Annotated in this window: 10 protein-coding genes; 8 read left to right on the top strand and 2 right to left on the bottom strand. The window is 46.8% G+C overall.

Going from position 1 to position 13,114, the window contains the following annotated elements; all coding sequences use genetic code 11:
* Nucleotides 1-816 precede the first annotated feature (816 nt).
* The 5 genes from QUB64_RS27825 (at nucleotide 817) to QUB64_RS27845 (ending at nucleotide 7,499) form a co-directional block, all read left to right on the top strand.
* On the top strand, nucleotides 817-3,963 hold the full coding sequence (locus QUB64_RS27825) for an ABC transporter transmembrane domain-containing protein (protein ID WP_333276895.1): 3,147 nt from the start codon (nucleotides 817-819) through the stop codon (nucleotides 3,961-3,963).
* Between the two features lie 266 nt (nucleotides 3,964-4,229).
* The gene (locus tag QUB64_RS27830; RefSeq protein WP_333276897.1) at nucleotides 4,230-6,032 is read left to right on the top strand and encodes an HlyD family efflux transporter periplasmic adaptor subunit; all 1,803 of its coding nucleotides are present in this window, start codon (nucleotides 4,230-4,232) and stop codon (nucleotides 6,030-6,032) included.
* A gap of 217 nt (nucleotides 6,033-6,249) precedes the next feature.
* Nucleotides 6,250-6,705, top strand: a complete 456-nt coding sequence (locus QUB64_RS27835) for a HetP family heterocyst commitment protein (RefSeq protein ID WP_333276899.1) — start codon at nucleotides 6,250-6,252, stop codon at nucleotides 6,703-6,705.
* 72 nt (nucleotides 6,706-6,777) lie between these two features.
* A complete protein-coding gene (locus QUB64_RS27840) occupies nucleotides 6,778-6,939 on the top strand; it encodes a hypothetical protein (protein WP_333276901.1) in 162 nt (53 codons plus the stop codon).
* A 347-nt stretch (nucleotides 6,940-7,286) separates the two neighbouring features.
* Nucleotides 7,287-7,499 (top strand): hypothetical protein, encoded by a 213-nt coding sequence (locus tag QUB64_RS27845; protein WP_333276903.1) that lies wholly within the window; start codon nucleotides 7,287-7,289, stop codon nucleotides 7,497-7,499.
* 129 nt (nucleotides 7,500-7,628) lie between these two features.
* Here the strand turns inward: QUB64_RS27845 and QUB64_RS27850 are convergent, their stop codons facing one another.
* Nucleotides 7,629-7,799, bottom strand: coding sequence for a hypothetical protein (locus QUB64_RS27850; protein ID WP_333276905.1), 171 nt, complete (start codon nucleotides 7,797-7,799; stop codon nucleotides 7,629-7,631).
* 196 nt (nucleotides 7,800-7,995) lie between these two features.
* Between QUB64_RS27850 and QUB64_RS27855 the strand changes: the two genes are divergently transcribed.
* The 3 genes from QUB64_RS27855 (at nucleotide 7,996) to QUB64_RS27865 (ending at nucleotide 10,745) form a co-directional block, all read left to right on the top strand.
* Entirely contained in the window at nucleotides 7,996-8,310 is a 315-nt protein-coding gene (locus tag QUB64_RS27855; protein ID WP_333276907.1) for a hypothetical protein, read from the top strand.
* Between the two features lie 219 nt (nucleotides 8,311-8,529).
* Nucleotides 8,530-9,909: a calcium-binding protein gene (locus QUB64_RS27860; protein WP_333276909.1), complete on the top strand. Its 1,380-nt coding sequence runs from the start codon at nucleotides 8,530-8,532 to the stop codon at nucleotides 9,907-9,909.
* A 95-nt stretch (nucleotides 9,910-10,004) separates the two neighbouring features.
* Nucleotides 10,005-10,745: a peptidylprolyl isomerase gene (locus QUB64_RS27865; protein WP_333276911.1), complete on the top strand. Its 741-nt coding sequence runs from the start codon at nucleotides 10,005-10,007 to the stop codon at nucleotides 10,743-10,745.
* 142 nt (nucleotides 10,746-10,887) lie between these two features.
* On the opposite strand, the gene recQ is transcribed toward QUB64_RS27865, so the two are convergent.
* Entirely contained in the window at nucleotides 10,888-13,083 is a 2,196-nt protein-coding gene (gene recQ / locus QUB64_RS27870; protein ID WP_333276913.1) for a DNA helicase RecQ, read from the bottom strand.
* Nucleotides 13,084-13,114: the final 31 nt, after the last annotated feature.

Consider the following 13,114-nt stretch of genomic DNA (forward strand, 5'->3'; position numbering starts at 1 on the left):
GTTTCACAGAAATTTGAGATTTAACACACACACATTCTCAAGTTTGTCAACATTCTTAAGATGTATTATTTTACGATCGAGAGAGGGCGATCGCTTTATAGAACCCATGTGAGATATGAGAAGAGGCTGCAAGCCTAGATTAAGCATCAGCTTAACCACCGTGTTTCTTGGCGATCGGGCTCCCTGAGAGGTTTTAATAAAAAACCCAGTTTCTTCGTCCGCTGCAAAGTTGGTGCCCCAGCGATTAGTTTCCCCCTGAATTAGAACTCCAACTTCTTGGCTTTAATCCCTATAAATACCCAGGCTCAATTCTCAATTAATTCGTTTAATTCCTGCTACAAATCAGCAATATTTCTTTACATTAATTCTTCTGCAATGCACAAATTATCGATAATTGAAAGGTTTTAATGTTTAATTAAGGTATCTACGTGTATTCACGAGTCTCAGGCACAAGCCATACCGAATTAACTTCACAGTAACTTCACAATTCTGCGGACACTACCGCTAAATTATAAAGACTCTGTAAAGCTGACCCTTTGACTGTAGCCATACTAGCCATCTTGTAAGCTATGATTGGAGACAGCAAAAACAACACTTACGCAATAACCAGAATTGACCGAAAAAAACGCATTCCGAAATCCCCAAAATTGTCTTTTCAAATCAAAAATGTTGGAAATAACGGGTTTTCGCCGCACAACTCAAAGAGCTTTTTAAGCCTGCTAAGTTGTAGTATAACAACCCAGAAATGACATAATTTGGTTAATATTTGTTACCAAAAAATCACAGAATAATTCAACAGGGAAAGCAGGGAAATCAATGAAAAAAACTTTAGGGGTACAGAATTACGTCGATCGCTCCCAAGCCTCATTGCCAACCGATCCAGCTCTTCAGAAACTATTGGAAGAAATCGGTGCAGAACAGACATTATTTGCCAAATTAAATACAGCCTGTGAAATTTGCGAGTTTCAGCTCGGAGATGAAATCACCCAATATCAAATACCAGATAGTACAAACAATTTAGTTGAAAAAGCACAGAGCGATCGCAATTTTTATTTAGTTTGCCAGGGAAGAGTCAGGCTGCTAGCGGTAGAAGCGTCTCAACAGCACGAAGTTTCGGCGGTGGTACTGGAACTCGGAGCAGTGTTTGGGACAGACAACCTATTTATTGACAGCGGACTGCCTTACAAGGCAGTTGCGGCCGGTACTTGCCAAATCGCTCGAATTAACTGCGCCAAATTGCAGGTTATTTTAGAGGAATTCCCCCAACTGCAACAGCACTTGCAGCAAGAATTCCAACAGCGGCAGCAGTTAATATTTTTCAAGACGCAAACAGATTTGCGATCGCTCCCTTCCCACCAACAACAACTTCTGTGGCCGCAGTTACTTCCTTACCTAGAAGAAAGTCGAATTACTGCCGGAGTTTCCCTCGCTGGGTACTGCAAAAAAACCACCAATCATTTTTGGCTCCGCAGCGGCACAATTCAAGGTCAAGCAGCGCCAATTATCGGCAGTAACTGGGGGCATTCAGACGTACCGAGCGACTGGAAAGCTGCAACAGACCTGCTAATTTACCAGCTTGGCGCCGAACAGTGGGAAATCGCCTCATCCACAATTGTTTCCGACAGCAATTCCCGCCCTAAAAATATCCGCAAACCTCCGATTTTAAGCTTAGTAACGCCGCTAAAAGATGCCACGTCCACCTCAAAAAGTGAGCCATCAAAATTAACGGCAGTCGATCGGAAAAAACAGGCAACCGGAATCATTGGCTTTCCCAAACCCAAGCGGCGCCGCTGGTTTAGCACCGGATACCCCTTCATTGAACAACAGAGCGCAGCAGATTGCGGCGCCACCTGCTTAGCTATGATTAGCGAATATTGGGGTAAGAAATTCAGTCTGAATTACTTGCGCGAACTGGCAGAAGTTGGCCGCAGCGGTGCCTCGCTCAAAAATCTGGCAAAAGCAGCGGAAAGCATGGGATTTCAAACCCGTCCCGTGCGAGCTTCTTTAACTCCGCTCCGCAATCAAAATCCCTGGATCGCTCACTGGCAAGGCAATCACTACGTTGCAGTTTACCGCTTTAAAAATCAACAGGTTTTAGTTGCCGATCCGGCGGCGGGCAAGCGGTGGATGAGTATTAAAAATTTTACCGAAAATTGGACTGGGTACGCCCTAGTTTTAGATCCGACAGCGGAACTATACCGCAATCACAGTGCCGAACATAAAGGCATCAAAATTCAAAATTTTCTTGGCATAATCTGGCCCTACCGCGCTACGATGATCCAAATCCTGGTACTATCTTTTTTGCTCCAAATTTTTGGCCTAGTTAGTCCCCTATTTACCCAAGTAATTCTCGACCAAGTAGTTGTCAGCAAAAGCATGGTAACTCTGAACGTTTTCGTGATCGGACTGCTGATGTTTAGTATTTGGCGGTCGCTGTTGGGGGCAACGAGACAGTATTTGCTGGATTATTTGTCGAACCGGATTGACGTGACTTTAATTAGCGGCTTTATCAGTCATACTCTCAGTTTGCCGATCAAGTTTTTTGAATCTCGTCAGGTGGGCGATATCTTGACTCGGGTTCAGGAAAATCAAAAAATTCAGTCGTTTTTGACTCGCCGAGCTATGACTGCTTGGTTGGATGCTTTGATGGCTGTGGTTTACATCGGACTGATGGTTTACTATAACTGGCGTCTGGCTTTGTTGGTGCTGGCTTTGATTCCGCCGATTGTGATTTTGACTGTAGTTGCAACTCCGTTTCTGCGCCAAGTGTCGCGGGATATTTTTAACGCTGGTGCTAAGCAAAGTTCATCTTTGGTGGAGATGATTACTGGGGTGGCGACGATTAAGGCAACTGCTGCTGAGCGAGAAATGCGCTGGCGCTGGGAAGACCAATTAACCTTCTTGATTAATACTAAATTTCGGGGGCAGAAGTTGGGGAATTCTTTGCAGGTAGTTGGGGGTACGATTAATACTGTGGGCAGCACGGTTTTGCTGTGGTACGGGGTAATGCTGGTGATTCAAGATGAGTTGACGATCGGTCAATTTGTGGCTTTTAATATGATGATTGGGAGCGTAATTTCTCCTGTGCTTTCGGTGGTGGGACTTTGGGATGAGTTTCAAGAAGTGCTGGTTTCGATAGAGCGTTTGGATGATGTATTCTCGGCCGAACCTGAAGAAAGTCCTTACACACCAATGCTGGTGCTGCCTCGCATTCAGGGAAGTGTCAAGTTTGAGAATGTTTCTTTCCGCTATTCTCAGGATGAGGAACGCAATACGCTGCAAAATCTTTGCTTTGAGGTGCAAGCTGGAGAAACGGTGGCAATTGTCGGGCGCAGCGGTTCCGGTAAGAGCACTTTGGTGAAGCTGCTGCAAGGTTTCTATTATCCTGAAAAAGGGCGGCTGACTATCGACGGCCACGATATTCGCCACATTTCTCCAAACTCGCTGCGAATTCAGTTGGGTGTTGTTCCTCAAGATTGTTTCTTGTTTTCGGGAACGATTTTGGAAAATATTACCCTGTATAAAAACGGAAAGGATGCTGATTCTGCAAGTTTGGAACAGGCGATAGAAGTGGCGAAGTTAGCAGAAGCTCACGCTTTTATTCAAGATATGCCGCTGGGGTATCAAACTCCTGTGGGGGAGAGGGGAACGAGTTTGTCTGGGGGCCAGCGGCAGCGAATTGCGATCGCCCGTGCTCTGTTGGGCGATCCCCGAGTTTTGATTTTGGACGAAGCAACTTCTTCGCTGGATACCGAGTCGGAGCGCAGGTTCCAGCAAAATCTGGCTCGCATCGGCCGCGATCGCACTGTGTTTATCATCGCTCACCGGTTGTCTACGGTGCGCAGTGCCGATCGCATTTTGGTTCTAGACAAAGGCATTTTAGCTGAACAAGGCAACCACGACCAATTGATGGCCGAACGCGGACTTTACTATCACCTCGCTCAGCAACAGCTCGATCTTTAAAGTCAGTTGTCAGTTGACTGTTGTCAGTTGACCGCTTGACATTAGTGCTGTCCCCCCCGAGCGAACAGTAGTCCTGCCGTCCTGCCGTCATTAGCAACCAACACAAGAAATGAGATAATTTCCAATTGCCAATGACCGATTGCCAATGACTGATTGCCAATGACCGATTGCCAATTACCGATTGCCAATGACCGATTACCAATTGCCAATTACCAATTGCCGATTACCAATTGCCAATTACCAATTACCAATTAGGAGTAACTATCATGGTTTCACAAGATAGCACAGAATTAAGCGCCGCTCCTGACGAGATAGGTGAAATCTATGGGGGCGTAGCTTTAAGGCAAGAAAACGAAGCCAGAAAAAAAGACCGCTCTTTAGAAGTAGTCGAAGCCAAAAATCGCTCTTCTCAAACTAATGACGGTATAAATATTGGAAAGTTCCGGCAGCCTGATGCTGATAATTGGTCTACTTCTTTGCACTCGGTACTCGACCAGCCGCCAGTATCTTTTCCCCAGCGGTTGATCTTAGGAGGAATGGTTTTTTTTGCAGCTTTTGGAGCGTGGGCAACTTTGGGCAAAATTGACCAAGTTGGTCACGCTCAGGGCAAATTAGTTCCCAAAGGTGCTGTTTACAAAATTCATCCGACGGAGACGGGAAAAATTATCAACCTCGCGATCAAAGAAGGTCAAAAAATCCAAGCTGGACAATTAGTGGCGGAATTAGACCCGGAAACGGCTAGGAGCGAGGTGGATCGTCTCGATCAAATGCTGGGGGCCGATCGGATTCAATTGGTGCAGCAGATTAGTTCGATCGAGAGAACTCGACTGGAAGCTGAAGCGAGCCTCGCGATTGCTGCGGCGGACAAGCGAGGGGCCCAAGCTGCGATCGACCGAGCTCGCGCTTCAGCGGCCACCACGCAGTCTCAAATCGAGCAATTGCACGCAGATGTAGTGTCTCAGAAAGCGCGGCAGGAACAGCTCAAACCTCTGGAAAAGCAGGCACAAAATCTGTTGTCGCAACTGAAAACTGATATCACTTCTCAAGAGACTAGGCGCGATCGGGTAAAACCGCTGCAAAATATCACTCAAGAGTTGCTGGGACAATTGCAAGCAAAAGTGGCGGCTCACAAAGAGCGGGTAGGGCGGCTCAAACCTTTGGTAGATGAGGGAGCGCTGTCAAAAGATGTTTTGTTTCAAGCTGAAGAAGCTCTGCGGGAAAGCGAAAATGCCTTGATTAGAAGCCAGTTGGGGGAGAAAACTCAGGCTGACGATCGAGCATTTGAAGTCGAGCAAACCGTGCGCGACAGGCAAAGTGCTGCGATCAGGAGTCAACTTTCTGAGACAACTCAGGTTAAGGAAAGGCTGTTTGAAGTCGAGCAAGGTGTGCGCGATCGCATTAATTCGATCGGCAAAATGGAAGGCCAATTAACCGAACAAATGGCAGAAGTCGATCGGCTGCAAGCCGAAGCCGCCAGCAAACAAGCCGCAGCGCGGGAAATACAGTTACAAAAAGAGCAAAAAGTTCAGCAGTTGGAAATGGAATTAAATCAAATCAAATCCAAAATTGCCGAAACCCAAACCATGCTCGCTCAAGCCAAAAATAAGCTCAAACAAAGATTTCTCTACGCACCGGTCAGCGGAGTGATTTCCGCGCTCAACATTCGCAACACCGGCGAAGTCGTGCAACCGGGTCAAACTATTGCAGAAATGACTCCGAATCAGGCTCCGCTAGTGCTGGAAGTCAGTTTACCGAACCGAGAAGCGGGTTTTGTCAAAACCGGAATGCCGGTACAAGTCAAATTCGATGCTTTTCCCTATCAAAATTACGGCGTGATGCCGGGAAAAGTTGTATCGATTTCGCCGGATGCCAAAACAGACGAGCGATTGGGTGTTTTTTACCGGGTGGAAGTGAGTCTCGATCGAGACTCAGTTAAAGCCAACAATCAAACCTGGAAACTCAAAGCGGGCCAGACAGCTAGTGCGGAAATTGTCATCCGCCAGCGCTCCATAGCTGACGTTTTGCTCGATCCGCTCAAGCAACTACAAAAAGGCGGCATGAGTTTGTAGTCAGTTGACAGTTGACAGTTGTCAGTTGTCAGTTGTCAGTTGTCAGTTGTCAGTTGTCATAGTGCTGTCCCCCCCCGAGCGAACGTCCAACGTCAGTAGTCATTAGTTATTAGTTCGAGGGAGCAAGCACAATTCTCCCCCTCTCCCCCTCTCCCCCTCTTCCCCTCTCCACTCAAGAGTCAACAGCCAACTAATTTACACAAAACAGGATAAAACCATGAATTCGCAATTTCACCATTCTGCCAATCATTCCCAAGTTGGAATCAAACCCGAACAATTGGATGAGATAATTTCAGCGATTTTGGCAGGAAAGTATTCTTGGGCTTGTTTTTTACTTTTGCGGTGCACGGGTTACAACCCTCTCGACTATATTCCCTACCGCACTTCTAACCGCTTGCTTAAGGAAAATACCCAAACGAGGAAATCGGAAACTCAGTCGGTGCTGAGCAAAATTGCGGATTTAGATTATGTGGAAGTGGCGAGGGAAAAACGAGCCGGAGTTCGAGGTGGTTGTGCAATTGAGGCTTTGAGCGAGTTGCACTCAGATACCGCAGGTTTTGTCGCCCAACTCGGCGGCGCAGGTTTAAATATCTCGGCGCCCGGGGTTGATGTTCCAAATCCAGGATTTTTTGCTGGATTTAAGACGGGCTGGTTTAATTGTGCGGGAAAGTAAATTAGTCGATCGATCACCCGGTTGTGAGCGTTGAGTGTACGTGTTTTTGGTTGACTTGCTGCGGGCGATCGGGTGAAAGGGAGTTTTCTGCCAAAATGGCAACACTGTTGTGCGATCGTACCTGATAATTTGTTGGCGACTCAAAAAAGACCAAGCGATCGGCAATTCATGCTGTTTAGCCAGAGCAGTGTTTGTCTGTACAGGCGATCGATCGATCCCAATACTAAAATCTAATACCAGTCTCGTTCATCAAGTATAAAACGAGGCTGATTTTTGTGTTTAAATGCAGACTGCCTTGGACGCATTCAATACTCTCGTCAGCCGGGTTTTTCAACTTTTGTCGAGGCCTAAAAGCAAGTATTCTCGTCCATCAAACCCAGGTGACTCCTCCAGGAATAGTAGAGATATATTCTGTAGTTTGCGAGCCAAGAGTTAACATATTTATGAAGTTACATTTAAACTTTCTTTGCCAACAAATCTGCCAAATTGGCAACATAGCTCTAATTAATCTAGATATATTAGGCACATCGAAAGCAAACAAGATTGCTGCGATCGACCACTAAATTAAAAGCACAAAAATCATGATTTTATCAGACCTGAACTATGTCGAATTCGTTTCCGAAGCAACCAGCGTCCTCGGTGGTAGTGGCTGCAAAGACGAACACGAAGACAAAGACAAACACGACAAACACGACAAAGAGGACAAGTCTCACGAGCCGAAGGGATACGGCGGCTGCTACACCCCACCTCCATGTTATGTACCAGTAGTAGTAGTACCGCCCTGCGGCTGCTAAATCTGGCGTGTTAGCCCTAGGTTCTGGGACTATGACTCATACCTTCAACAATGCAGAGAACACACCAGGCAGCTCTTCCTCTAGCGGCACTGCGATCGCGGCCAGTTCTGGTTTGAGCTGCTACTGTTACTAACAATAGCCCAGACAAGCAGTCAGAAACCCAGCTATGTCAAGCAATGCAATAATTGCTGGATTGAACTCTAGATAGGTAAGTAACAAATGCTTGCCAAACTTTACATAGCTGTTTTGAACTGTGCCAACATACTTAATGGCGTTGGCTGGCTCGCTTTCTAATACCATTTATCAAAAATCGTGCTACACAAAAATTGTTGGGTTTGTTTCCTAGACTCTTGTGTAAGTTGCGGATGCATGAGCTTTTCAAGTTAATTTAGGGATTAAAGAATGGCTCCGCACCTACGAATACTGTTGCATAAGTTGTGAAAAATGGTATGACATCAGTTAAGCAGCAAGTAAAAATTATGCCGGAAAAAAAAACATGATTATTGATAATTTAGATTATGTAGAGGCAGTTTTAGGATCGAGCAAGCTTGTAGGTGCTGGTTCTACGATCGCGACTGGTAGCGCTCACACTTTTGCCACCTATGGATTTGGTAGTGCTGATGCTAATGCTGTTGCTATTGGCGAAAATACCTCGACTCTGGTTAACACTTACACCAAGGTCTATGTTCGCCCTTATATGGCTTTTACTGAAGCCTCAGCTACAGCTAACTCTTACGCTGGCACTGGAAACAGTTATTCTGTGTCCTTGAACCATAGCAGATCTTTGTTCATCTGTATCGGTCAGCCCTAATGATTTGCGATCGCGGTTGGCAGTTGAATCAGAAATGGTAATGGGAAAAAAGGTAATTGTCAGGCTATATACTCACCCAATTGAAAACTGCTACAGTGCCGGCGAGAGTCAGGTTCGTTGCAAATTTTCAAAGGCGTTTTGATGATGATTATGATGGCTAAATCAAATTCACTAAAAATCAGGCTGGACAGCCCTACAGGTAAAAGGAGATAAATCGCTATGCCTTCCTTAGATTCATTAGCTCCTCAGAGCTTAAATAATATTGTTGGAAACAGCAATATTTTAAACACCTTGAATTCGTTGGCGACGAATAACCCTGGTGCGAGCAGCAGCATTTCCGGCAATTTCAGTTCCTTTGCAAATAGCAGCGGTGCGGGCAGTAGCAGCAGCGTGACAGCGACTTCCCCGACGGGAAGCAGTAGCAGCAGTGAGACTGCTTACGCTGCGGGGGCTACATCTAGCAGTGGCAGCGCGTCAGCGAGTGCTTCTACACTCGCGCCCCCAACCACTAGCGGCATAGCTTGGGTTCCAGCAGCAGCACCTGCGCCAATACCTGCGCCAACACTTGCACCAACACTTGCGCCAATACCTGCGCCAACACTTGCACCGTTAGGAGACAGCAGCGGTGCGAGCAGCAGCATTTCCGGCAATTTCAGTTCCTTTGCAAATAGCAGCGGTGCGGGCAGTAGCAGCAGCGTGACAGCGACTTCCCCGACGGGAAGCAGTAGCAGCAGTGAGACTGCTTACGCTGCGGGGGCTACATCTAGCAGTGGCAGCGCGTCAGCGAGTGCTTCTACACTCGCGCCCCCAACCAGTAGCGCCACAGCTTGGGCCACAGGATCGCCAATACTAGACACAACCCCAGCTCCAAAAGTTACCGCCCCAGCCAACAATCCTGCGGAATTAACTGTCACTTACGACTATCTCAACGGCGGCGGATATTCGCTAGCTTCGGCCCCAGCAGCACCAATACTAGACACAACGCCAGCTCCAAAAGTTACCGCCCCAGCCAACAATCCTGCGGAATTAACTGTCACTTACGACTATCTCAACGGCGGCGGATATTGGCTCGGCACCAGCGGCAGCGATGTGATTACTTGCGGTAGCGGGTTCGATCGAGTTTTTGCAGGAGGCGGCGATGATATTGTCAAAGGTGACGGAGGTGATGATACGATCGAAGGAGGCGATGGCAACGACACTTTGCGGGGAGGAAGAGGTCAAGATTTGCTGATTGGCGGCAACGGCGACGATTTTCTTTGTGGCGAATTAGGCACCGATACATTGATTGGAGGTAGCAGCGCTGATACCTTTGGATTTAGACGTGAGAGCGCGAGTTCTGCGACTAATCCATTTTTAGCAGATCGAGTCGTTGATTTCCATGCCGCTGAAGGTGATAAAATTGGTCTGACAGGGGGAGTTTCTGCCAGAGACATTGTACTCGTCGCGTTTGATACTGACAGTAACGGTACGGCAGACGCGACTCTGGTCAAGTTTAGTTCAAATAATGGCGATCGAATTTTAGCCGTTGTTTTGGGAACAGTTAACGCAGCGGGTGCAACAACTTTGAGCAATGCTGATTTTATGAGTTTGCTTGCATAACATATTTTAGCTAACCGTTAACCGTTAACGCGAACTCCCCCGCAGGAAGCTGAGGGGGAGGAGCTTAATAAACTTATATAGCTTGAGAGAGAAAGATGAAAGACTTGTCCCAGCCATTGGTTGAATCAACTGAAATCACCGAACTACTCAGACAAGAGCTGCAATTAAAGCCATTTTGTCAAAAAGTTTTGCAGAAAAAAGTTATTGACAAAGCAGCCGAGGAACGGGGGTTAAGTGTCACTCCCGCAGAAATTCAAGTTGCAGGCGACAAGCTGCGGCGCGAGAAGCGTTTGGAAAAAGCGGCGGATACGATTGCTTGGCTGGCGGATCAGATGATTTCCGTAGAAGACTTAGAGGCCGGAATTTGCGATCGGCTCCTCGCCCAAAAACTAGCCGAACACTTATTTGCCAAAGAAGTAGAAAAGAATTTCGTGCAAAACAAATTGCAATTCGATCAAATAATTTTTTATCAAATAATTGTTGCCAACCTACAGCTTGCGCGAGAAATATTTTATGAAATTCAAGAAGGAGAAATCAGCTTTTTTGATGCCGCCCACCTTTACGACATCGACGAAAATCGTCGGCATTTATGCGGTTGCGAAGGCAAAGTTTATCGGTGGGGTTTAAAACCAGACTTAGCCGTCGCCGTATTTGGCGCTAAACCCGGAGAAGTGATTCGTCCAATTGAAACCGAGGGAGGATATCACTTGTGCATGGTTGAAAAGTTTATCCCGGCGGAATTAACCCCAGAAAGGTATCAAGAAATATTGCACAATATGTTTAACGAATGGCTGGCTAATGAGGTGAACTATTTATTGCACAATTCAAAAGTGTAGGCTGCGCACTGCGCGCAGAGAAGCCTAATATCGTTGGCGCGTTGATTTAAATATTTCTCCCTCTCACTTTCTTAATTCTCATTTACCCCTCCTATCCATTAATCATCGGCGTCCCTCAGCGTTAATCCGCCAACATATGCGGTTAAAAACTGACATAATTTTGCCGCCACCAAGCGCGCACAAACTTAATTTCCTCAAACGTATAACGTTCTTGCAAATACTCGTAAATTGCTCTCAGCCTTTCATCTCCAATCACTTCAATTGCTTGGACAATAGCCTGCTGGCGTTCCGATTCTACCAACAAATTTAGATCAACTTCCTTGCCCATATCCATCAATTCTACCAGATGTCCCGCAATAGTAGTCGGACTCATGCCCCGCGCATTGGCTATACCTTGAACTGTCAAACCTTGGCGGTACAATTCCCAGGTTTGCATCTGCGAATAAGATGGAACGTTAGCAAGAGTGGGAAGATTGGCGGCAGCAGAAGATGCTGCACCTGTTGGCAATCCTTGTTCTTTGCAAAAAGCCTGAATTGCCTCTAAGAAAACTTTGCCGTACTTATCTCGTTTGTTGCTGCCGACGCCGTAAACTTCTTCAAATTCGGTGAGATTTTGCGGGCGTTTTTCTGCCATGTCTCGCAAGCTTCTATCAGCAAAAACTACGTAAGGCGGTACAAATTGTTCGTCGGCAATTTGTTTGCGAAGTGTCCGCAGGATGGCAAATAAACCTTCGACTTCTACTGCCAAAGAGCGAGTTCTTCCCTGTACTTCTCGCGGCGCTTCAATGGCAATTTCGACTGTGCGCTGGCGTTTCATGATTTCCCAACTTTTCTCGTTGAGTTTTAAAATGGGAAAGCCGTCTGTTTTTTCGTCTAACAAACCTTGGTTGATCAGCGAACGACTTAACTTTTTCCACTCGTCTGCACTTCTATCTTTGCCAATGCCGTAGGTGGAAAGTTGGTTGTGCTGGTATTGCAATATTTTTTGACTTTTTGAACCCCGCAGCACGTCTATAATATGATTCATCCCGAATTTCTCTTGACATCTGGCGATGCAGGAAAGAAATTTCATGGCTTCAAGCGTCCAGTCTTCTACGGGTTTTTTGTTGCAACAGTTGTCGCAGTTGCCGCAATCGCCGGGAAATGAATCGCCGAAATAACTTAGCTGGACTGTGCGGCGGCAATCGCTGGATTCTGCATAGTTGATTACTCGCCTTAACTGTTGGCGGGCTATTCTTTGTTCTTGTTCGTCGGGTTTTTGTTCGATGATGTATTCGATGGTTTTGACATCGCCGAATCCAAAAAATAAGGTGCAGTGGGATGGTTCGTTGTCTCTGCCGGCGCGGCCGGATTCTTGATAGTATCCTTCTAGGTTTTTGGGTAAGTCGTGGTGAATTACAAATCTTACGTCGGGTTTGTTGATTCCCATACCGAAGGCGACTGTTGCTACCATTATTTGCACGTCGTCGCGAATGAAGCGGGTTTGATTGGTCGATCGATCTACATCGCTCATTCCGGCATGGTATGGTAGGGCTTGGATGCCACTTTGCTGCAATTTGTAGGCAACTTCGTCAACTTTTTTCCGGCTGAGGCAGTAGATGATTCCTGAACCGCCTTTTTTTTGGATGATTTGCAAGACTTCGGCAAAACTGTGCTTGGTTTTTTGGCGGACTTCGTAGTATAGGTTGGGGCGGTTGAAGCTGGCGACGTGGATGTAGGGATTTCGCAGGTTTAGCTGCTGGATGATGTCTTGGCGGACGCGCTCGGTGGCGGTGGCGGTTAGTCCCATAATGGGGATGTCGGGATATCGATCGCGCACTCGCTGCATTTGCCTGTATTCTGGTCGAAAGTCGTGCCCCCATTCCGAAACGCAGTGGGCTTCGTCGATCGCAAATGCCGAAATTCCCAATCTACTTGCTACTATATCTAAAAACGGTAAAAATCTCTCGCCCAGCAACCGTTCCGGGGCAACGTACAGCAGTTTAATTTTACCTTCGAGAATTGCTGTTTCGCGCGATCGGGTTTCCATCGCGCTCAAAGTGCTGTTGAGAAAAGTCGCCCCAATCCCATTATCCTGCAAAGCTTCCACCTGGTCTTGCATCAGGGCAATCAGCGGCGAAACCACCACAGTCAATCCCGGTTTCAACAAAGCCGGTAATTGAAAGCACAAAGACTTGCCACCGCCAGTCGGCATGACAATCATCATATCGCGTTGTTGGAGAGCAGCTTCGACAATTTCCCGCTGCCCCGGGCGGAAAGAGTCATAGCCAAAGAAATGTTTGAGGGATTGTTCGAGGGATGAGGGCGCGAGAGATGTTGGCGGATTCGACCCTGACATTTGCAGTAATTGGTTGTTGACTTCTACCTTA

Source organism: Microcoleus sp. Aus8_D2 (assembly GCF_036702665.1).
Lineage (GTDB): Bacteria > Cyanobacteriota > Cyanobacteriia > Cyanobacteriales > Microcoleaceae > Microcoleus.